Source organism: Streptomyces sp. NBC_00576, assembly GCF_036345175.1.
Lineage (GTDB): Bacteria > Actinomycetota > Actinomycetes > Streptomycetales > Streptomycetaceae > Streptomyces.
The window spans coordinates 2,112,800-2,134,802 of record NZ_CP107780.1 but is presented as its reverse complement, the minus strand read 5'-3'; the positions used below and the strand labels follow the sequence as shown (position 1 = coordinate 2,134,802).

Below are 22,003 nucleotides of genomic sequence, written 5' to 3'. Positions count from 1 at the left end.
CATGCCCGGCAAAAGTGCTCCCCTGGGGACCCCCACCAAGGTCACCCAGGGCTCGAAGACCAAAGGCGGCATCGGCGAGTCCACGCTCCGCCCCGACGGCATCCTCAAGGTCACCGGCGAGTTCGCGTACTCCTCCGACATGTGGCACGAGGACATGCTCTGGGGCCAGACCCTGCGCTCCCCGGTCGCCCACGCCGAGATCGTGTCGATCGACACGGGCGAGGCCCTCGCGCTGCCCGGCGTCTACGCCGTCATGACGTACGACGATCTGCCGGCCGACATGAAGAACTACGGCCTGGAGATCCAGGACACCCCGGTCCTCGCCCACGGCAGGGTCCGCCACCACGGTGAACCGGTCGCCATCGTCGCCGCCGACCACCCGGAGACCGCGCGCCGCGCCGCCGCCAAGATCAGGGTCGAGTACCGCGAGCTGCCGGTCGTCACCGACGAGGCCTCCGCGACCGCGCCGGACGCGATCCTCATCCACGACAACCGCACCGACCGCCACTTCGGTCACGTCGCCCACCCGAACATCGTCCACCGCCAGCCGATCGTCCGCGGCGACGTCGAAGCCGCCCGCGCACGCGCCGACTTCATCGTCACCGGTGAGTACACCTTCGGCATGCAGGACCAAGCGTTCCTGGGCCCGGAGTCGGGACTGGCCGTCCCCGCGGAGGACGGCGGCGTCGACCTCTACATCGCCACCCAGTGGCTGCACTCCGACCTGCGCCAGATCGCGCCCGTGCTCGGCCTGCCCGAGGACAAGGTCCGGATGACGCTCTCGGGCGTCGGCGGCGCGTTCGGAGGGCGCGAGGACCTGTCGATGCAGATCCACGCCTGCCTGCTCGCCCTGCGCACCGGCAAACCGGTGAAGATCGTCTACAACCGTTTCGAGTCCTTCTTCGGCCACGTCCACCGGCACCCCGCGAAGCTCATCTACGAGCACGGGGCCACCAAGGACGGCAAGCTGACCCACCTGAAGGCGCGGATCGTCCTCGACGGCGGCGCGTACGCCTCCACCTCCGCGGCGGTCGTCGGCAACGCGGCCTCGCTCGGCGCCGGCCCGTACGTCGTCGACGACGTCGACATCGACTGCATCGCCCTCTACACCAACAACCCGCCTTGCGGCGCGATGCGCGGCTTCGGCGCGGTCCAGGCCTGCTTCGCCTACGAGGCCCAGATGGACAAGCTCGCCGACGCGGTGGGCATGGACCGGGTCGAGTTCCGCCGCCTCAACGCCATGGAACAGGGCACCCTGCTGCCCACCGGACAGGCCGTCGACTCCCCGGCCCCGGTCGCCGAACTCCTGCGCCGAGTGAAGGCGATGCCTTTGCCTCCGGAACAGCAGTGGCTGACGGCGGGCGAGGCGGCGGACGTACGTCAGTTGCCGGGCGGCCTCTCCAACACCACCCACGGAGAGGGCGTCGTCCGGGGCATCGGCTACGCGGTCGGCATCAAGAACGTGGGCTTCTCCGAGGGCTTCGACGACTACTCGACTGCCCGTGTACGTATGGAGGTTGTCGGCGGCGAGCCGGTGGCCACCGTGCATACGGCGATGGCCGAGGTCGGCCAGGGCGGGGTCACCGTCCACGCCCAGATCGCCCGCACCGAGCTGGGCGTCACCCAGGTGACGATCCAACCGGCCGACACCCAGGTGGGCTCGGCCGGTTCGACCTCGGCCTCCCGGCAGACGTACGTCACCGGTGGCGCCGTCAAGAACTCGTGCGAGCTGGTCCGGGAGAAGGTCCTGGAGGTCGGGCGCCGCAAGTTCGGTTCCTACCACCCCGCTTGGGCCACAGCCGAGCTGCTGCTGGAGGGCGGCAAGGTCGTCACGGACGCCGGCGAGGTTCTCGCCGACCTGGTGGACGTCCTGGGCGACGAGGCCGTCGAGGTCGAGGCGGAGTGGCGGCACCGGCCGACCGAACCCTTCGATCTCCGCACCGGGCAGGGCTTCGGACACGTCCAGTACTCGTTCGCCGCGCACCGGGCCGTCGTCGAGGTCGACACCGAACTGGGCATGGTGAAGGTCATCGAACTGGCCTGCGCACAGGACGTCGGCAAGGCGCTCAACCCGCTGTCGGTCATCGGCCAGATCCAGGGCGGCACCACCCAGGGCCTCGGCATCGCGGTCATGGAGGAGATCGTCGTCGACCCCAGGACGGCCAAGGTGCGCAACCCGTCCTTCACGGACTACCTGATCCCCACCATTCTCGACACCCCGACCATCCCGGTCGACGTCCTCGAACTCGCCGACGAGTACGCCCCGTACGGCCTCCGAGGGGTCGGCGAGGCGCCCACGCTGTCGTCAACTCCGGCCGTCCTGGCGGCGATCCGCAACGCGACGGGACTGGAACTGGCGAAGACACCGGTACGTCCTGAACACCTGACGGGTACGGCGTAGTCGGTTGGTTGTCGGGTGCGCGACCAGCCCCCACCGGACCCGCACCCGACCACGCACACCGCAAGGAGAACGAGATGCTGGACATCGCCGAAGAACTCCACCGGTGGGTCGAGCAGGGACGTGACTTCGCCGTGGCCACGGTGGTGGCCGTGAGCGGCAGTGGCCCCCGTCAGCCCGGTGCCGCCCTCGCGGTGGACGCCGACGGCACCGCGATCGGCTCGGTCTCCGGCGGTTGTGTGGAGGGCGCGGTGTACGAGCTGTGCCAACAGGCCCTGGCAGATGGCGAGTCGGTCCTCGAACGCTTCGGCTACAGCGACGACGACGCCTTCGCGGTGGGCCTGACCTGCGGCGGTGTCATCGACATCCTGGTGACGCCGGTACGGGCGTCCGCGCCCGTCCGTGCCGTGTTCGCCTCGGCTCTGGCCGCCGCCGCGAACGGGGAGGCGGCGGCCGTGGCGCGGATCGTCTCCGGCCCGGGAGAACTGCTGGGCCGCGCCCTGGTCGTCGGCCCGGACGGCTCGTACGAGGGAGGCTTCGGCGCCCACCCGGAGCTGGACCGTACGGTGGCCGCCGAGGCGCGTGCCTACCTCGACGCCGGCCGCACCGGCGCCCTGGAGATGGGCGAGCAGGGCTCTCGTTGCGGAGCACCGCTCACGGTCCTGGTCGAGTCCTCGGTGCCGCCGCCCCGCATGATCGTGTTCGGCGCGATCGACTTCGCGTCGGCGCTGGCCCGCATGGGCAAGTTCCTCGGCTACCACGTGACGGTGTGCGACGCCCGCCCGGTCTTCGCGACGCCCGCCCGTTTCCCCGAGGCGGACGAGATCGTCGTCGAGTGGCCGCACCGGTACCTGGAACGGACGGCTGTGGACGCCCGTACGGTCCTGTGCGTCCTCACCCACGACGCCAAGTTCGACGTACCCCTGCTCCAGCTCGCACTGCGGATGCCGGTGGCGTACGTCGGCGCGATGGGGTCCCGCCGGACCCACCTGGACCGGAACGAGCGGTTGCGTGAAGTCGGCGTCACAGAGCTGGAGTTGGCGCGGCTCAGGTCACCGATCGGGCTGGACCTCGGCGCTCGTACGCCCGAGGAGACGGCGTTGTCCATCGCGTCGGAGATCGTCGCCAACAGGCGTGGCGGGAGCGGGGTTTCGCTGACGGGGGCGCACACCCCGATCCATCACGACGTGACCTCGGGGTCGGTACCGGCGGGGCGGATCGGGTCCGTGGCCTGACGTCACACGCCCTCGAACCGGGATCTCGAAGCCCCGGCCGAACCGCGCGCCGTCACGTCGGGACCGGGCATCCGGGCGTTCAGGACGGTGACCAGGTTCTTGACGACCTCGGCGACCGGGAACGGTCGTTGGAGCAGGCGAGTAGCACCGGGGCGAGGCCGGCATCGTCGATGCCGAGGGTCACCCCATCCTCAGCAGCCGGTTCACCGCCCGCCCGAACACATACCGCGCCGCCACCCCGAGCAGGCGGTCGAACAGCGACGGCAGCAGGCGTACGCGCAACTCCTCGCGCCAGACCACCCGCGAGCGGCCGCCCGGGCCCGGGCCCACCTCGATCTCCGCCCAGCCCAGGACGACCCGGCCGCGTTTCTCCAGGCGGACGAGACCCGGGGCGTCGTCCGTCGGGGGCCGCCAGACGGTGACCTCCATACGGTCGTCGAAGGCGAGGGGGCCGATCCCCGAGCGGGCGACGAACACGGTGCCCTGGCGGGTCGGCGGGTCGGTGAGCAGCGTGACGCGGGTGAGGGGGACCACGGATGCGTGGCGGGGCCACTCCGTGAGCCGGCGCCAGGCCTCGTCGAGGGGGAGCGGCACCGTGCGTTCGAGGAGGAAGTTGACCACGGCACGATCGTAGGGAACCCGAGGGGCGGCACGGCACGTTCCGGGGTTCTGTCGCCCCTGTTCTTGTGCGACTTCTTGTGCGACTCGCACAAGAACCGCGGTGGGAGTGGGGCCCACGACGAGGTTGTGCCCCGAAGACCGCTTCCGCCCCCGCACCGTGTACGGCAGCATGGGCGCGACCTCGTGACAATGACCCGCACCGCACCCAGGCCGAAGGGCACCGCGTGGACAGTCAACCGCACGACAGACTCGACGAGTTGCAGAGCGACCCCTATCCCCACTACGCCCGCGCCCGTGACGCCCAGGGGCTGACCTTCGTCCCCGAACTCGACGCCTGGCTGGTCGCCCGGGACGCCGACGTACGCGAAGTGCTGCGCCGCGCCGGGGACTTCTCGTCGGCCGGTGCGCTGCGCCCCGACGTCATGCCGTCGCCCGCCGCGTTCGCCGTGCTGGGCGGCGGCTTCGGCGGGCGGCCCGTGGTCGTCGGCGCGGACGGCGCCCAGCACCAGGAACTGCGGGCCCCGATCGTCAAGGGCCTCTCGCCCGCCCGGGTCGCCGCGGTCCTGCCGTACGCAGCCGAGCGCGCCGCCGCCCTGGTCGACGCGTTCGTGAACGGTGAGCAGGTTCAAGGCAAGCCCGGGCACGTCGAGTTGATGTCCGCGTACGCCCGCCGTCTGCCCGGAGACGTCATCGGCAGGATCGTCGGACTCGCCCCCGCCGACATACCGGCCGTCGTGCACGGCGGCTACCGGGCCGAGGAGCTCCTCTTCCGTCCCCTGCCGGAGGACGAGCAGATCGCCGTCGCCCAGGACATGGTGGCGACGCAGCACATCCTCGACCGGTACGCCCGCGACCGGCACGCCGAACCCCGCGAGGACCTCTGCACGGACATCGTCGCGTCCGTCACCCACCCCGGAGACGCCGATGCTGCTGCCGCCGACGGCGGCGCCGAACTCACCCTCGACCAGCGCCATGAGGCCGTCTCCCACCTCCAGAACCTGCTGATCGCCGGCCACCTCACCACCACCGCGCTCATCGGCACGACGGTCCTCCATCTGCTCCGGCACCCGGACCAGTGGGAGCTGCTGTGCGCGGAACCGGACCGCATCCCGGCTGCCGTGGAGGAGGCCGCCCGGTACGACACGGCGCTCCAGGGATTCCGCCGTGTCACCACCCGGCCGGTCACCCTCGCGGGCACCGAACTCCCCGCCGGGGCAACGCTGTTCGTCGCCTTCGGCGCCGCCAACCGGGACGGTGAGCGGCACCCGGGCCCGGACGAGTTCGACATCACCCGCACCCCGGTCCGGCACCTCGCCTTCGGCTTCGGCGCCCACGCCTGCCCCGGCTCCCAGCTCGCCCGCGAACAACTCCGCCTCACGCTGCAGGAGTTGACCAGCCGCCTGCCGGGCCTACGACTGGCCGAGGACCATCCGGTCACCATGCGCCCGACGATGATCCACCGCTCCCCGGAGAGCCTTCACCTGACCTGGTGACGGGCGGCCGGACCGTCCATGCGGTGCAGGGGTCTTGTTCTGACATCCGGACCTTCCCTAGGGTCGTGCGAGGGGGGTGGAAGCGCTTTCTAGCGAAAGAGGTGACCCACTCATGCCCGGAAACAGGACAAAGGAGTCCTGGAGGCCTTGGAGCTTCCGAAGGTCCCGGCGGTCCCGCACGGGCGTCGCCGTCACCGCGGCGGGTCTCGCTCTCGGTGCCGTACTCACCGCCTGCTCCGGCACGGACGGTTCGACGAGCGCGGGCGGCAAGGTCGTCCTGCGCTACACCTGGTGGGGCAACCCGGACCGGGCGGCCAGGACCCAGTCGGCGGTCGACCTCTTCGAGAAGAAGCATCCGGACGTCGACGTACAGACCTCGTTCGCCGGATACGACGCCTACAAGCAGAAACTGGCGACCCAAGCGGCCGGCGGCGACGCCCCCGACGTCATGCAGCTCGACTACCGGATGATCGACCAGTACGCCTCGGGAGGCGTCCTCCTCGACCTCGGCACACAGCAGAACGCCCTGAAAACGGGGGAGTTCGAGCCAGGACTGCTCGCCACCGGCAAACTGAACGGCAAGCAGTACGCCGTCCCGCAGGGACGCGGCACCGAGACCGTCGTCTACGACCCCACGCAGTGGAAGGGAGCCGGCCTGGAGCCGCCCGCCGACGCCTCGGACGGCGGCTGGACCTGGGACCAATGGGCCGACGCCATGCGGGTGTTGAAGGAGAAGACCGGCAAGCCCGGCGGCACCGACCCCGGGCACAGCGAGGACGCCTTCGAGGTGTGGCTGCGCGGCCAGGGCAAGGCCCTCTACACCAAGAGCCATGAACTCGGCTTCACCGCCGACGACTTGACCCGCTGGTGGACCTTCTCCGACAAGCTTCGCCGGGAGGGTGTCGTCTCGCCCGCCGAGCAGACCACCCAGATCGACGGCTCGGTCGAGAACACCCCGCTCGGCCGTCGGACCGCCTTCTCCGACATGAACTGGGACGCCCCGGCCAGCGGATACCTCGCCCTGATCCCGGACGGCATCGCCCTCGCCCCCATGCCGTCGGGCGCGGACGGCACCCCCGGCCAGTACTTCAAGCCCTCCATGTTCATGGGCATCGCCGCCGACACCGGCAGCCCCGAACAGGCCGCCCAGCTCATCGACTTCATGCTCAACGACCGCGAGGCCGCGGCGATCCTCGGTGCGACCCGGGGCATCCCCGTCAACGAGTCGATCCGCGAGGAACTCGCCCCGAAGCTGAAGGACTTCGACAAGACGATCTACGCCTACCAGGCCACCCTCGAAGGAAAGCTCAACACCCCGCCCCAGGCGCCCCCTTCGGGTGACAGCGCCCTGCAGACCACCTTCCAGCGCGACTACGACCAGGTGTCGTACGAACGCATGTCACCCCGCGAGGCGGCCCAGGACTACGTCACCGAGGCGAAGGCGGAGCTGAGGTCATGACCACCACCGAGATACCGGCCCCAGCCCGCACCGAGAAGACCACTCCCGTGAAGCGGCCGGGGCGCCAACGCGAGGGCGCCGCCTGGGTGTTCCTGTCCCCGTGGGTGCTGGGCGCCTGCGTGCTCACCCTGCTCCCCATGGCCGTCTCGCTCTATCTCTCCTTCACCGACTACGACCTGTTCAACTCGCCGAAGTGGGTGGGCCTGCGCAACTACACGCAGATGTTCACCGAGGACCCACGCTACTGGCGGTCGGTGGGCGCGACCCTCATGTACGTCGTCATCGCGGTCCCGCTCCAGCTCGGACTCGCGCTCGTCGTCGCCCTCGCCCTGAAGAACATGAAACGCGGCCGGGCCTTCTACCGCTCCGCCTTCTACGCCCCCTCCCTCCTCGGCGCCTCGATGTCCGTGGCCCTCGTCTGGCGGGCACTGTTCAACGAGGGCGGCACCGTCGACAACCTCTTCGGCACCGGCGGCTGGATCTTCAAGCCGGGCTGGGCGCTCGTCACCGTGGCCCTGCTGACGGTGTGGCAGTTCGGCGCGCCGATGGTCATCTTCCTCGCCGGACTCCAGCAGATCCCAGGGGAGTTGTACGAGGCCGCCGAGGTGGACGGCGCGAGCAGATGGCGCCAGTTCCTCTCCATCACCGTGCCGATGCTGTCCCCGGTGATCTTCTTCAACCTGGTCCTCCAGACGATCCAGGCCTTCCAGGTCTTCACCCCCGCCTTCGCGGTGAGCGGCGGCAAGGGCGGCCCGGCCGACTCCACCCTCTTCTACACGCTCTACCTCTACGACCGGGGCTTCGTCGCCTCCCACATGGGCTACGCGTCCGCGATGGCCTGGGTACTGCTGATCGTCATCGGTGCAGTCACCGCCGTACTGTTCCGGACCTCACGCTCCTGGGTCTTCTACGCCTCCGACACCGAAGGGGGCGTCCGATGACGACCACCGCGGCCCCAACTCCCGGCGTACGCAAGCCCGTTGCCTGGCGCCGGATCGCCCTGCACCTCGGCTGTCTGGCCGCGCTCCTCGTCATGCTCTACCCGCTGGCCTGGCTGCTGTCGACCTCCCTCAAGCCGGCGAACGAGGTCATCGCCAGCCTCGACCTGCTGCCGAGCCACCTGGAGTGGTCCAACTACAAGACCGCCCTCGACGGCGTGAACGACGTCTCCGTCTGGCGCCTGCTCACCAACTCCCTGTTGATCGCGGGCGGCGCGGTCCTCGGCAACGTACTCAGCTGCTCCCTGGCGGCCTACGCCTTCGCGCGTCTGCGGTTCCGCTTCCGGGGCCCGCTGTTCGCATTCATGATCGCGACGATCATGCTGCCGCATCACGCGGTGCTGATCCCGCAGTACATCATCTTCAACCAGCTCGGCATGGTGAACACCTACTGGCCGCTGATCCTGCCCAAGTTCCTTGCCACGGAGGCGTTCTTCGTCTTCCTGATCGTGCAGTTCATGCGCGGACTGCCGAGGGAGCTGGAGGAGGCGGCGCGCATCGACGGCTGCGGCCCGTTCCGCTCCTTCTTCCTGGTGATCCTCCCCCTCACCCGCCCGGCGCTGATCACCACCGCGATCTTCACCTTCATCTGGACCTGGAACGACTTCTTCACCCAGCTGATCTATCTCTTCTCGCCGGACAAGTTCACGCTCACCCTGGCGCTCAGGTCGTTCGTGGACGCGTCCAGCACGTCCGCCTTCGGACCGATGTTCGCCATGTCGGTGATCGCGCTGCTGCCGATCGTCCTGTTCTTCCTCGCCTTCCAGCGGTTCCTGGTGGAGGGCATGGCCAATTCCGGGATCAAGGGGTGAACCGATGAGCGGTATACGCGGTACGACCCGTGAGCCGGGCGAGATCTTCGGCCCGCGCATGACCCTCTTCGCGGACGTCCTCAGCGTCGGCCTCGCCACGGCGGTGGCGAGCCTGCCGCTGCTGACCGCCCCGGCCGCGCTCTCCACGGCCTGCGAGATCCTGCGCGGTACCCGGGAGGACCGCCCGGCCACCGCCGGACGCTACTTCCGCCTCCTGCGGCAGCGACTGCGCGTCGGTGACCTGGCTGCCGGGCTCGCCGCCGTGGCGGGCGTCCTGCTGGTGCTCGCCGACCTGGCGCTCGCCCGCACCGGCCTGCCGGGCGGCCCGGCCTTCGCGGCCGTCGCCGCCGCGATCGGCGCGTACGCGGCTGTGACCGGCCTGCGTGCCTGCGGACGCCCCGAGTCGCTCACCGACTGGCCGGCCGCCGTACGCCACGCGGCCCGGGACACCGCACACGACCCGGGCGGCAGCGCCCTCGTCCTGCTCGCCCTGGCGACCGCCGCCCTGTGCGCCTGGACGCTGCTCCCGCTCGCGTTCCTGGCGCCGGGGCCCCTGGCGATGGCGGTCACGGCGATCGACGTACGGGGCGTCGCGCGCACCCGCTCGGGCTGAGCGTTCTGCGGCATCTCGCGTCTTCTCGGTCGTGCCGATCCTGATGCGTCGCATGGGACGTCTCTTCATACGGGCGGGCCGCGTACCGGTCGACACCGGTACGCGGCCCGCCCCGCGTCACCCTCCCGGGTGCGCGGCCGTCATCCCGCTGGGCAGGGCGTCAGCACGTGGTGTCCTTGCACGGCTCACCCTGCTCGTCGGCGATCTCCACGACCAGCCCGTCGGTGGCCGTGCCGTTCGCCAGGGTCAGCAGGTACGGGCCGAAGACCGGGTTCTGGGGGAGGACATGGCCCTCGGGGACGTCCATCTCCACGAGGTAGTACGTGCCGATCCGGTTGTCGTCGAAGGAGCACCTGCCCGTCCGGCCGGTGACACAGTCGCCGGCCATCCGGTCCCGGCCCGCGCCCTGGCGCTGGAGACCGGGCTTGTCGTTGCTGTCGAGCCACAGCTGGAAGACCGCCCCCTGCAGCGGCTCGCCGGTCTTCCGGTCGGTCCTGACGACCGTCAGCCCCAACTCCCCGACCAGGCCCGCTTCGAGGGTGAGGTCTGTACGGTTGCCCGCGCCGAGGGTGACCACCGGGGAGCAGCCGCTGGTCGGGTCGACGACCGAGTCGTCATCCGTGGCGCCCGCGTTCTGTCTGGTCCAGAGGTAGCCGCGCGGGCCGCGGAAGCAGACCATGTAGCGCCCGTCGGGCAGGTCCGGGAACAGGTAGTGCCCGCTCGCGTCCGTCCTGGCCGTCCTGAGTACGTCACCTGTGACGGGGTCGGTCAACTCGACCGGGACGTCCTGCGCACCGGGCTCGCCCGGGTCCTGGACGCCGTTGCCGTCGGTGTCGTACCAGACGCGGTCGCCCAGCTTGTTGACCGGACCGACCAGACCCGCGGCGATCGTGTGGTTGACGTCGCCGGGGTCGCCGACGGCCACCCTGGTCCCGCCCGCCGAGTCGACGTTCGAGCCGAGCGCGCGGTCGGAACCGGCATGCTCCTGGGTCCACTTCAGCTCCGCCATGGTCGGGGAGCCGGGCAGCGTCGACGGGGCGATGCCACTGTGGTCGAAGGTGGCGGCGTACGTCGTGTTCGGCGTCAGGCCGTCCTTCGTGCCCAGGTAGTACTCGCCGTTCGCATCGGTCGTGGCGGTCAGCGCTGTGCCGGTCGGCGGGGTCAGCGTGACGACGACGCCCGCGACCGGCGGCTCGGACGGATCCTGGACGCCGTTGCCGTTCGAGTCGTACCAGACCCGGTTGCCGATCTGGACGGGCGCCTGGTCGCAGACGAGTTCCAGGTCGGCGAGACCGTTGGCCTTGCCGAAGAGGTTCTGGCGGAGGGCGAGATCGCTGTTCCAGGTCGGCTGGATGAGCAGGTTGCCCTGGACCGCGCCGTTGTTCACGGTCCGGCTGCGAACGCCCTGCTGGAAGGCGCTGTACGGGTCGTATACCGTGCCCCACAGTTTGTCGCGGTACGGCTGGAGTGCCGTGGCGCCCTCGCCGACCTGGTCGTGGAACGCGTCGTCGAGTGCGGTGGAGTCGTCGTAGAACTCGCCGCCGCCCGGACCCTCGCCGTTGCGCGGCAGATTGCCGGTCAGTGAGCCGCAGGAGCCGTTGTTCTCCAGCGTGTACGTCGTTCCCGACTTGCAGGCGCGCAGTACGTCACCGGCGGCGACGCCGGTGACCAGCGGATTCTGCGTGGAGTTGTGGGCGAACGTCGCGGTACCCGTCATGTCGCCGAAGCGGTCGCGGTAGCCGAGCACCAGGTCACCGTTGTCGGCGATCTCGATGTTGGACAGGATGGGTTGCGGCGCGGAGATGAGGTAGTGCTGCTCGGCCTTCGGGACCCGCTCGTTCCAGGCCTCCCACGCGGCACTCATCTCGGCGCCCACCGTCGTCTTGCCCGTGCAGCGGGGGCCGGCGGGCGGCTTGGTGAACCGATAGGCGCACCCGCGCGGATGGTTCAGCGTGTGCGTGAAGATCTCGTCGAACGCGCTGTTCCTGAACTCGTAGACGTGCGCGCTGAGTTGCGTCGGGTCGCCCCAGGGGACGTGCGTGGTGACGCTCGTCTCGGCGCCGCACACCCCGCCCACCAGCACGCGCCCGCCGCGCACGCCGATGCCGTACGGGTGCCACTCGCCGACGCAGGCCTTTGGCCTCGGGATGTCGTACCCCGTCCGTGTGCCGGGCGTGACGGTGTTGCCGGAGCCCTGGATGGCCACGCCGTACAGCTTGGTCTCGCTGATGTTGACCGCGTACAGCGTTCTGCCGTCGCCGGACACGTCGACGTCGCCGATGCCCTCGCGGCCGACCCTGCCGTAGACGGCGTTGTCGTGCAGCCAGTTGTCGCCTGTCTCGTGCGCGGTGAGCGTGCCGGGCAACGTGACGAAGGGGGCGACGGTGGTGTCGGCGCCGAACTGGCGGTAGATCGTGTTGGTGTTGCCCGCCGGGCCGTAGGCCGTGTGCCGCTTGACGAGTGTGCCCAGGTACTTGTTGCCGGTGCGGTCCACGCCGATGCCGAACACGGCCTGCTGCTTCGTGTTGTCGGTCAGTTGGGTGACACCCGTGTCGGGGGAGGCGCCCGTGAAGCCCCCGCTGAAGGACACCAGACCCTTGTACGTGTTGGGGGCGTCGCCCTTGGCGAGGTTGCAGCTGACCAGGTCGGGGTTCTCCTGGCAGTAGACGCCGGGCTCCCAGAAACCGGTGGTGTACGTGACGTTCGTACCGCCGGACACGTCGACGAAGCCGATGTTGCCGCGGATGACATCGGAGCCCGTGCCCAGGCCCGCGACGGCGGGGGAGAGGTTGCCGGGATCCGGGTTGGTGACCTGGACGCGGTACTTGCCGCCGGTGAGCTCGGACGTGGCGGTGAAGGTGACGGTGCCGCCGGCGCCGGTCGTCAGGTTCCGGACGGTGCCGGCGTCGTCCGTCAGGCTGACCTTGACGCCGGCGAGGCCCGGCTCCAGCATGCGGTCGTAGGCGCCGTCCGCGTCCACCTCGGTGACGACCCGTACGGTCACGGTGCCGTCGCCGGGAGCGGCGGCCCGCGTGGTCACGGCGAGCGGGCCGAGCCCGGTGACGGCGGCGGCGGGTGAACCGGCCGCGACCAGCGCGAGACTCAGGCCGGTCAGGCCGGTCAGGCTGGTCAGCCGTCTCCGCCGGCCCGGCGGAGCGACGTGCACGCGCCGGAGCGAGGCGGCGGTGCCTGGTTCTGCTCTGAACACTGTGTCCTCGTCTCGTGGAACGAAACACCCCCATCAAGCTATGTATAGGAACGGTGAAGATGATCAAATCGACCCGTTAGGAGGAAACAGCGGATTATCGGACCAGCCGGGTGGGTGCTTCTCACGCACGCGCCCGCGCCCGCCGTGCGACGGCCACCCCCGCCCGGAGTGCTGCCACGGGGTCAGGCGCCTCGTCCAGTTCGATGAGCACCGTGCCGGCGCCGGGCGTGCGGGACATCGCGTCCGCCCAGCCACGCCAGTCCACGATGCCCGTGCCCAGTTCGGTCATGTACGGCTGCTGCTGGGTGAAGACCGTGTCGTCGATGACGAGTTCGACGTCGATCGGCCGGACCGCGTCCTTCCAGTGCGCCAGCGCGATCCGCTGCGCGTGGCGACGCGCGACGGCCACCGGGTCCCCGCCGCCGAGCGCGATGTGGCACGAGTCGGGGCACAGCCACACATAGCGCGGGTCGGTCAGCGCCATGAACAGGTCGATGTCCCGCTCGTACCAGAGCGTGCTGTTGGACTCCGTGTGGAAGGCGAGCCGCACGCCGTGCCGGGCGACCGCGTCACCGACCGCGTGGGCGATGTCGGCCATCCGGGACATGTACGCGGCGTCGACGAAGAAGGGCGGACGCGTCCCGAAGGTCGTGCGCATGGGCAGCCCGGTGACGAGGAGGTCCGCCCCGACGTCGGCGAGGAAGGCCGCGCGTCGCTCGGCGTCGGCGACGATCGCGGCCAGGTTGTCGCCGTGGCGCCAGTCGGGTGCGTCGCTCCCGGCGACGAAGGCGCCCACGACGCTCACGCCCCGGGCCTGAAGCGCGCGCCGGAACGAGGACGCGCTGCCGAAGGCGCGCAGGGCCGACTCGATGTCGCCGGGCGCGAAGGTCAGCTCGATGCCGGTGACGCCGGCCTCGGCCAGCGCGTCCAGTACCCGCCCCCAGAAACCGCCGGGATCTGCGAGAGCCAACTCCCGTACGGCGTCCGGGGATTCAAGGCCCCAGAACGCCGGATGGTAGAAGGTGATGACGTCGGTGGCGAAGCGCGGTTCGGCGCTGTCGGTCGGCAGGGTCACTCGGCACCCCCGCGCGCGTTGTAGACGACGACATCGTCGGCGTCGACCGCGTTGCGGTAGTTGCGGAACACGGTGAGTGCCTCCTCCCTCAGCACGTCCCCTGCGACCTTGATGCCGCGGGTCTCGAACTGCTCGGCCCAGTCCGCGCCCAGCGGGCCCTCGTCGAACGTGGTGATCTCCTCCAGTTCCGGCCCCTCGCCCGCGACCACGAGACCGCGCACCCCGGACCACATGGTCGCGCCGTAACACTGCACGCACGGACGCCAGTTGACGACCAGCTCGTGCGCCGGCAGCCCGTCGCCGCCCAGGTCCCAGCCGCCGACCGCCGTCTGGGCCAGGCCGAGCGCCACGACCTCGGCATGCGCGCTGGAGACACCGGAGGCGAGGACGACGTTCACCCCGACCGAGACGATCCGGCCCGTGTCCTGTTCGGCGACGAGCGCCGCGAACGGACCCCCGTTGCCCTCACGCCAGTTGCGGTCCGCCAGGCGGTGCACGAGGCGCATCCGGTCGTCGCGGTCCGGGATGACGGGAGGCACCTGAGCCAACTCGTCGTCGATCCAGGCCGGCAGCGCCACCCGGTATTCCTTCGCGATGTCGATCACGTTCCAACTCCCTTGCAAAGTAAAGAGGTTCGGCGGAGGTTCAGTGCGCGGCAAGCGCGGCACGGTGTTCGGCGACAGCGCGGGCCGCCCGTACGGCCGTCACCGCGCCCGTCAGCGTGACGTTGGCCGCCATCGGGGTGGGGATCACGCCGTTGCCGGCGAGGTACAGGTTGTCGAAGCCCCACACTCTGCCGTCCGGTCCGCACACGCTCGTGCCGTCGTCGGCCGCACCGCAGCGGACGGTGCCCGTCAGATGCAGCGACGAACCGGGCGGCAGCAGCGCCGACTCGGTCGCCGGATCGAACGGGCCGAACTCCTCGGCGATCACCCGGACTTCGTCCAGCGCGCGTCGGACGAGTGCCCGGTCGGCGTCGGCGTAGTCGAACTCGACGCCGATCCGAGGCAGTCCAGCGAGGTCGGTGTCCGACTCCGAGAACACGAGCCGGTTCTCGGGGCGCGACTGGACGGGGACGTACAGCGCGAGGCCCACGGAGTGCGCGAGGGGGCGGCCGTCGTCGTCCACGTACGTCCTGTTCATGATCTGACCGTGGAACGGCTGCGCCGCGCCGTTCTGCGGCAGCCACAGCGAGTCCGTGCAGAACTCGCCGGCGCGCGGGAGCGGCAGGGTGTCGAGGGCGATGCCGAACCGGTCGAGGTCGAGCAGTACCCGGGCGGTGACGAACGCGTGCTCGTTGAGATACCCCCCCAGCGCGTCGGGCCGGATGCCCGAGGCGAACAGCAGCTGCGGGGTGCGCAGGGCGTCGGCGCACACCACCACGGTGTCGGCGCGCAGTTCGGACTCGGCGCCGTCGGCGACGCGCCGCAGCCGGGCGCCGGCGACCCGGCCGTCCGACGACACGATGAGCGAGGTCGCGAGTGTGCCGGTGACCAGGGTGAACTCGGGGTCGCCGCCCGCCGCGAGCGCGGGGAAGATCGTGCCCGGGGCGGTGCGTGGCAGCGGGCCCGAGGCCGTCGCGGTGACCGCCATGGGCATGGGCTGCGGTCGCCGGTCGTGCGGTCCGGCACCGTCGTAGCGGCGGCGCAGTACGTCGAGGACCAGCTCGCCGACCTCGGTGGGGCCGATCGGGGCGGGCGTGACGGCGAGTATCCGGCGCGCGGTGTCCAGGTCCGCCGCCCAGCCGGCCGGGTCGCCGAAGTCGAACACCTCGGAGCCGGCGGGCCACGGCGTCGCGGCCGTCCAGTGCACACCCATGCCGCCCGCGTTCCACGCGAGCGCCGTCGCGGGCATCGCCTCGGCGTCCTCGCCGAAGGCCAGCGCGTGGAACATGCCCGGCGTCAGCCCGTCGAGGCCGTCCGCCACCTCGCGTACCACCTCGGCGCCCGTGTACATGCCCTGGATGCCGGTGGTGACCCGGTCGTTGTAGCGCTCCCACAGGACGGGGTCGTCGACGTCGTGCAGGTGCACCCCGGGTGCCGTACCGATCGCCTCGCCGCCGTCGACCATCGTGATGCGCAGCGCCGGGTCGGTGTCCCGCAGCAGCCGGGCCACGGCGGCTCCCATGATGCCGCTGCCGACGACAAGGACATCGGTGTGGGGGGTGTCGGTCACAGTGAAACTCCATGTCTTGTACCGCGTCTTGTACCGCTGTTGGCGCTGGGAGGGGTCACACACGGGGGATGAGCGGGCCGAACAGCTCGGTGTCCATCCGGTCGAGGGCCAGCTTGACGGCGCCGACGAGGGGGGCGTCGCGGCCCAGGAGCGTGGCACGCAGTTCGACGGCCGGGGTGCGGGCACGGCGCAGCGCCGCCTGTACCCGGGGCAGCAGCACGTCGGCCGCGTCCTCCAGGCCGCCGCCGAGCACGATGAGGGACGGCGCGATGGTCCACGACAGGGTCGTGAGGATCGACGCGATGTTCTCCACGAGCTCGTCGACCTCGGCGAGCGCGGTGGCGTCACCCTCGCGGGCCGCCTCGAACCGACCTAGTGCGAGCGTGCGCCTGGCCGGTTCCGGTGAGGTGAGCCACGCCACCGGGCGGTTCTCGACCGAGCCGGCCGGTATCGAGGCCGCCTCGACTATCTCGCCCGCGGCGCCGTCGACACCACGGTGCACCTCACCCCGGATGAGGATCCCGAGGCCGGTCCGGTTCCCGAGCACCGCCCATACGACGTTGTCGTGGTCGCCTGCCGCGCCCCGCCAACGCTCCGCGAGCGCACCGAGGTTGGAGTCGTTGTCCGCGAACCAGGGCACCCGGACGCGCCGCGTGAGTTCGTCGGGCAGGCGCACGCCTTCCCATCGGGTCGTGTGCACCAGGCGCCGGATGACTCCGTCGTCGTCGATGGCACCGCCGCTCGCGACCGCACCGGCCCGCAGCCGGTCCGCCGACCCACCCGCGTCGTCGAGCGCCTCCCGCACCAGCGCGGCCATGTCGTCCAGCGTGGCCTGCGGATCCTGGTAGGCGCGCAGCGGCCGGTGCGCACGTCCGAGGACGCGGCCCCGGACATCGGCGACAGCCGCGGACGCGTCCGAGGTGGTGAAGTGCACGGCCGCCAACAGGGCGTGTTCCGCCCGCAGTTCGTACCGTCGGGCGGGACGCCCCGCACAGCCGCTGGTCGGCACCCGCGCCAGCTCCGTCACCCAGCCCGCCTCGACGAGCGAGTCCAGGACGATTTCTATGGTGCGCCGCGAGAGACCGGCCCGCTCGGCGAGCACGGTCAACGTCATCGGCTCGGCCGACACCGCCAACGCCCGCAGGATCACCGAGGTGTTGACGCGTCGGACAGCGCTCTGGTTCATCCCGTTCATGCCGCTCACCCCGGACATCAGCATGCCTCCACCACCCCGGACACCGCCCGTACGGACGGTTCGGTTCGTACGACGGGATCGAACACGCCTGAGGTGTCGGCCACGAGGGCCGCGCCGGACCGGCCGTACTCGCGCGCCGGATCACCGGGCCCGCCGGTCGCCCGCGCCCAGTCCGGCTCCCGGCCGTGGACGAAGCCGGACAGATCGGCGTGCATCGCCGCGGCCAACTCCACGGGCGGATACGGTCCGAGCGCCTCCGCGCCGCCCGGTGCGTCGAGCAGGTCGAAGAAGAACGGGAGGTCGACGCAGTGCGCGGCGCCGCCGAGCACGGGGGACGGCCACTCGAAGGAGTACAGCCAGGTACCTGCGTCGGCGTCGCGCCGCGCGCCCGCCACGCGCGGGCAGGCGGCCCGGAACAGGGTGTCCGTCACCCGGGTGCCCGCCGCGCGGGCGGCGACGAGTTCGGCGGGCCTGTACGGACTCGGATGCGGGTTCTCGGGCGCGGCACCGCAATCGAACTCGTCGCCCGTCGCGCCGAGCAGCAGAGGTACGTCGTGTCCGTGCCCGGCGAGTCCGTCGGCGACGGAAACCGGCAGGATGTCGTCGCCGATGATCGGGCCCAACGGGAGTATGTCGGCGCCGAGTTCGTCCCGCAGCGCGAGAACGGCACCCTGGAGTCGCTGCACGGTACGGTCGCCGAACCCGGCGCGCGTGGGCGGCACGCCCAGCCGCTCCCCGAGCCGCCCGACGAAGTGGCGGGCCGCGTACCCGTCCCCGTCGAAGAGGCCGCCGGAGAGGCTCACCGCCCGCTGGAAGAGACTGCTCGCGGCGGGCGACGACAGCAGCGCGAGCACCGCGGCGCCCCCGGCCGACTGACCGGCGAGGGTGACCCGGCCCGGATCACCGCCGAACGCGGCGATGTTCTCCTGGACCCAGTCGAGCGCGAGCAGGATGTCGCGCAGCCCGAGATTGGTGGGTACGTCGTCCAGCGGGGCGAATCCGTCGACGCCCAGCCGGTAGCCGACGGTGACGCAGACGACGCCGCCCCGTGCGAAGGAACGGCCGTCGTACCACGGACTCGCCGGGCTGCCCGCGAGGAAGCCGCCGCCGTGGATCCACACCAGGACCGGGCAGGGCGCCGCCTGTCCGTCGACGGGGGCGGGAGCGACGACGGAGAGATTCAGGATGTCGTCGCCGGGCACCGACGGTTCCGGCACCGTGGTCGTGGGAAACAGGGGCACACGTTGGGAGGTCGGCCCGTGCCGGGACGCGTCGAACGGCTCCGGGAACCGGCCGCGTCGGACCGGCGCCGCGAACCGCCGTACACCGGTGGGTGGTTGGGCGTACGGGATGCCGAGGAAGCGCTGTACGGGGCCGGTGCGACGGCCGACGACCGGGCCGGCGGGGGCGTGCACGGTGATGTGGGTCATCGCATTCCCGATCCGGAGATGCCCTGCACGAAGTAGCGCTGGAGGAACAGGAAGAGCACCAGTACCGGCAGCATCACGACGATCGCGCCGGCGAGCAGCAGACCGTAATCGGTGACGTGGGCGGCTGCCTGGCTGGTCGCGGCGAGGCCCACCGGCAGTGTGTAGGTGTCCATGCTCTGGGCGACGATGAGCGGCCAGATGAAGTTGTTCCACGAGGTGAGGAACGACATGATCGTGATCGTCGCGACCGCGGGGCCTGCCAGCGGCAGGAAGATGCGGAAGAAGATCCGGAACTCGCCCGCGCCGTCGATGCGTGCAGCCTCCAACAGCTCGTCGGGGACGGACATCGCGTACTGCCGCATGATGAACACCGACAGCGGCAACGCCACGCCGGGCAGGGCGATACCGGTCAGGGTGTCCGCGAGCCCCATGTCCACGGTGAGCACGAACTGCGGGACGAACACCGTGCTGAGCGGCACCATCATCGCCGCCATGACCGCGCCGAACGCGATCCGCTTGCCCGCGAAGTCGAGCTTGGCGAGCGCGTACCCTGCGGCCGACGCGGCCACGATGTTGCCCGCCACCACCAGGCCCGCGACCACGACGCTGTTGACCAGGAACCGGCCGAAACCCGCGGTCCGGAACAGCCGGGTGAAGTTGTCGAGTGTGACGTGGTGCGGAAGCCAGGCGCCGGGATCGGAGCGGATCTCGTCGAGGCTGCGCAGCGAGCCGCTCGCCACCCAGACGAACGGGAGCAGGGTGAGCAGCGCGCACAGCACCAGCGCGCCGTACAGCAGCGGCCGGGAGAGGGACCGGCGGGGCGCGGTGGCCCGGGCAGTGGCCGGGCGGGCGGTCGCCGGCGTGGCGAGGGTGGTCATGAGCGGGACCTCAGCAGTCGGAACTGGACGACGCTCACCAGGGCCACGAGCAGCAGCATCACGAAGGACGCGGCCGAGGAGACCCCGAACTCGCCCGAGCCGAACTGGCGGTAGGTGTACAGCGCCATCGACTCGGTGGAGCCCAACGGGCCGCCGTTCGTGAGCAGATACGGCTCGTCGAACACCTGGAGGTAGAAGACGGTCAGCAGGACCGAGACCATGAGGGTGGTCGGCAGCAGCAGGGGCAGGGTGATGTGCCTCAGCTGGCGCCAGCGGCCCGCCCCGTCGAGGGCGGCAGCCTCGTACACGTCCTCCGGAATCGACTGGAGACCGGCGAGGAACAGCACCATCGCGGTGCCGAAGTTGCGCCACACGCCGAGCAGGATGACGACGGGCATCGCCAGGTTCTGGTCGTCCAGCCAGTTCGGCCCGGCGAGACCGACAGCGCCGAGCACCTTGTTGACGGTGCCGTCGGCGTTGAAGGCGTACTGCCAGATCAGGGCGACCGCCACGACGTTGGTGACCACCGGCGCGAAGAAGACCGTACGGAACACCCCGCGCAGCCGCCTGATACCGGAGTTCAGCGCGACGGCCAGCGCGAATCCGAGCCCCATGGTCAGCGGAACCCCGACGCCCACGAAGAGGCCGGTGTTCAGGATGTCCCGCAGGAAGCTCTGGTCCTGGAACAGCCGGAGATAGTTCTCCAGGCCCGTGAAGTCGACCGCGAACGGATGCCGCAGGTCCGCGCCCCGGAGGTCGGTGAGGCTGAACCCGAGCGCGGCGACGGTGGGGATCGCCGTGTAGAGCAGGAACACGACGGCGAACGGGGCGAGGAACAGCCAGGCGACGGCGGTTCGGCGGGCACCCCGGGAGCTTCGGGAACTCCGCACACTCCCGGAGCTTCGGGAGCGGCGCGCCCGGCGAGGCGTCCCCGGACTGATGGTGGTCGTCATCCGCGGCTCACTTCGCGCCCGTGCCGAGGCTGTCGGCGTACGACTGGACGTTCGCGGCGGCCTTCGCGGCGGTCTCCGTACCCTTGGCCACGGCCTCCATCTCCTTGCCCAGCCGGGTCGCGACCTGCTGCCAGGTGTTCACCTGTGGGAAGGCCCGGGTGTTCTTCAGCTGGGTGAGGAAGGCGTCGAGGAGCGGCTGGTTCGCGATGGCGGGGTCGTCCCAGGCGGAGATGACGGCCGGCAGCGAGCTGTACGCCTTGTACTGCGCGACCTGGGCGCTCGGCTCCGTGAGATACCGGACGAGCTTCCACGCCGAGTCCGCGTTGCCTGCGCCCGCGAGCACGCCCCAACTGCCCCCGGCGGAAAAGGACTTGCTACCCGAGGCCCCGGCGGGCAGCGGTGCGGTGGCGACATTGGCGGCCGTCCAGCCGTCCTTCTTCGCGGCGGCGTCGAGCTGTCCGATCACCCACGGCCCCGTGATCATCATGGCGGTCTTGCCGGACACGAAGTACGGCTGCGCGTCGAGGAACGTGGGCCCGCTGGTGTCGGCGGTGCCGGAGGTGAAGAACGACGCGTTGTACTGGAGTGCGTCGACCATCGCCGGGGTGTCGAGGGTCCATTTCCCGCCGGACGAGAGCAGCGAACCGCCGGCCTGCCAGGCGTACATCGCGACGTCCTGACCGTTGAAGATGTCCCAGCCGATGTCGGCCCCGAGGCCGCGCCCCGCGCCGGCGCCCTGGAGCGCCTTGAGGAACGGCACCGTCTCGTCCCACTTGGACGGTGCCTTCACGCCTGCCTTCCTGGCGAGGTCGGCGCGGTAGACGAGGGCGTAGGTGTAGGCGTACCAGGGGACCGTGTAGGCGACGTCCCCGACGACGCCCGCGGCCCAGAGACTCTCGAAGAAGCCTGCCTTGTCGACGAGGCCGTCCGGGACTGGCCGCAGGATCGACGGGTCGAGGAACTGAGACTGCGACTCGGGGAAGAACTGGGCCAGATCGGGCCCCTTGCCGGCCGCGATCGCCGACTGGAGCTTGGTGTAGTACTCGCCGTTCGGGATCAGAGTCACCTTCACGGTGACGTCGGGGTTCGCGGTCTTGAAGGGCTTGATGACCTTGTCGAGCACGTCGGCATCGCCCTGGGCGGCCCAGAGGGTGACGGTGCCGGTGGCTGGGGAGGCGTCGACGGGTGCGGCGGTGGCTGTCGCGGCGGCGGTGTCGTCGCTGCGTCCGCAGCCCGTGAGGGCGAAAGCGCCCCCGAGAGCCAGGCCCGCGGTCAGCCTGAGGGCGCCGCGTCGGGAGGGGTTGGGCATCCGGGGCTCCTGTGCAGGGATTGTGCCGGGGGCTGATGGCGGAAAAGCTACGAGTGGGGTATTTCGGCCGAGTGGCGGACCCGTCACGAATAATTTCGGAACTTGTAGCGAAATTGATTTGCGATGTTTTGTCGTATTCACGCGAAAGGTC

At 70.7% G+C, this 22,003-nt stretch carries 17 protein-coding genes; 7 read left to right on the top strand and 10 right to left on the bottom strand.

The window, feature by feature from the left end:
- Position 1 precedes the first annotated feature (1 nt).
- Both OG734_RS09065 and OG734_RS09060 read left to right on the top strand, forming a co-directional pair.
- On the top strand, positions 2-2,401 hold the full coding sequence (locus OG734_RS09065) for a xanthine dehydrogenase family protein molybdopterin-binding subunit (protein WP_330286961.1): 2,400 nt from the start codon (positions 2-4) through the stop codon (positions 2,399-2,401).
- A 74-nt stretch (positions 2,402-2,475) separates the two neighbouring features.
- The gene (locus tag OG734_RS09060) at positions 2,476-3,633 is read left to right on the top strand and encodes an XdhC family protein (RefSeq protein ID WP_330286960.1); all 1,158 of its coding nucleotides are present in this window, start codon (positions 2,476-2,478) and stop codon (positions 3,631-3,633) included.
- A 180-nt stretch (positions 3,634-3,813) separates the two neighbouring features.
- Here the strand turns inward: OG734_RS09060 and OG734_RS09055 are convergent, their stop codons facing one another.
- Entirely contained in the window at positions 3,814-4,254 is a 441-nt protein-coding gene (locus OG734_RS09055; RefSeq protein ID WP_330286959.1) for an SRPBCC family protein, read from the bottom strand.
- Between the two features lie 224 nt (positions 4,255-4,478).
- Between OG734_RS09055 and OG734_RS09050 the strand changes: the two genes are divergently transcribed.
- From OG734_RS09050 to OG734_RS09030, 5 genes are all read left to right on the top strand, one after another.
- A complete protein-coding gene (locus OG734_RS09050; protein WP_330286958.1) occupies positions 4,479-5,747 on the top strand; it encodes a cytochrome P450 in 1,269 nt (422 codons plus the stop codon).
- 112 nt (positions 5,748-5,859) lie between these two features.
- Positions 5,860-7,206 carry an ABC transporter substrate-binding protein gene (locus tag OG734_RS09045; protein WP_330286957.1) on the top strand — a complete coding sequence of 449 codons (1,347 nt, stop codon included), beginning with the start codon at positions 5,860-5,862 and terminating at the stop codon, positions 7,204-7,206.
- On the top strand, positions 7,203-8,147 hold the full coding sequence (locus tag OG734_RS09040; RefSeq protein WP_330286956.1) for a carbohydrate ABC transporter permease: 945 nt from the start codon (positions 7,203-7,205) through the stop codon (positions 8,145-8,147). The genes OG734_RS09045 and OG734_RS09040 overlap by 4 nt, the downstream gene beginning before the upstream one ends.
- Entirely contained in the window at positions 8,144-9,016 is an 873-nt protein-coding gene (locus OG734_RS09035; protein WP_330286955.1) for a carbohydrate ABC transporter permease, read from the top strand. The genes OG734_RS09040 and OG734_RS09035 overlap by 4 nt, the downstream gene beginning before the upstream one ends.
- A gap of 4 nt (positions 9,017-9,020) precedes the next feature.
- Complete coding sequence (locus OG734_RS09030) at positions 9,021-9,629, top strand: hypothetical protein (RefSeq protein ID WP_330286954.1); 609 nt, start codon at positions 9,021-9,023, stop codon at positions 9,627-9,629.
- A 160-nt stretch (positions 9,630-9,789) separates the two neighbouring features.
- Here OG734_RS09030 and OG734_RS09025 read toward each other — a convergent pair whose 3' ends face one another.
- From OG734_RS09025 to OG734_RS08985, 9 genes are all read right to left on the bottom strand, one after another.
- Positions 9,790-12,795, bottom strand: coding sequence for an SdrD B-like domain-containing protein (locus OG734_RS09025; protein ID WP_330286953.1), 3,006 nt, complete (start codon positions 12,793-12,795; stop codon positions 9,790-9,792).
- A 163-nt stretch (positions 12,796-12,958) separates the two neighbouring features.
- A complete protein-coding gene (locus tag OG734_RS09020; protein WP_330286952.1) occupies positions 12,959-13,912 on the bottom strand; it encodes a sugar phosphate isomerase/epimerase family protein in 954 nt (317 codons plus the stop codon).
- On the bottom strand, positions 13,909-14,517 hold the full coding sequence (locus OG734_RS09015) for a nucleoside deaminase (RefSeq protein WP_330286951.1): 609 nt from the start codon (positions 14,515-14,517) through the stop codon (positions 13,909-13,911). The genes OG734_RS09020 and OG734_RS09015 overlap by 4 nt, the downstream gene beginning before the upstream one ends.
- 40 nt (positions 14,518-14,557) lie before the next feature.
- The gene (locus OG734_RS09010) at positions 14,558-16,087 is read right to left on the bottom strand and encodes a GMC oxidoreductase (RefSeq protein ID WP_330286950.1); all 1,530 of its coding nucleotides are present in this window, start codon (positions 16,085-16,087) and stop codon (positions 14,558-14,560) included.
- A gap of 55 nt (positions 16,088-16,142) precedes the next feature.
- The gene (locus OG734_RS09005; RefSeq protein WP_330286949.1) at positions 16,143-17,300 is read right to left on the bottom strand and encodes an ROK family transcriptional regulator; all 1,158 of its coding nucleotides are present in this window, start codon (positions 17,298-17,300) and stop codon (positions 16,143-16,145) included.
- Positions 17,300-18,712: a carboxylesterase family protein gene (locus tag OG734_RS09000; RefSeq protein ID WP_330286948.1), complete on the bottom strand. Its 1,413-nt coding sequence runs from the start codon at positions 18,710-18,712 to the stop codon at positions 17,300-17,302. The genes OG734_RS09005 and OG734_RS09000 overlap by 1 nt, the downstream gene beginning before the upstream one ends.
- Positions 18,709-19,590, bottom strand: coding sequence for a carbohydrate ABC transporter permease (locus OG734_RS08995; RefSeq protein ID WP_330286947.1), 882 nt, complete (start codon positions 19,588-19,590; stop codon positions 18,709-18,711). Before OG734_RS08995 ends, OG734_RS09000 begins: the two co-directional genes overlap by 4 nt.
- The gene (locus OG734_RS08990) at positions 19,587-20,543 is read right to left on the bottom strand and encodes a carbohydrate ABC transporter permease (RefSeq protein WP_330286946.1); all 957 of its coding nucleotides are present in this window, start codon (positions 20,541-20,543) and stop codon (positions 19,587-19,589) included. Before OG734_RS08990 ends, OG734_RS08995 begins: the two co-directional genes overlap by 4 nt.
- A gap of 7 nt (positions 20,544-20,550) precedes the next feature.
- Positions 20,551-21,852 carry an extracellular solute-binding protein gene (locus OG734_RS08985; RefSeq protein WP_330286945.1) on the bottom strand — a complete coding sequence of 434 codons (1,302 nt, stop codon included), beginning with the start codon at positions 21,850-21,852 and terminating at the stop codon, positions 20,551-20,553.
- Positions 21,853-22,003: the final 151 nt, after the last annotated feature.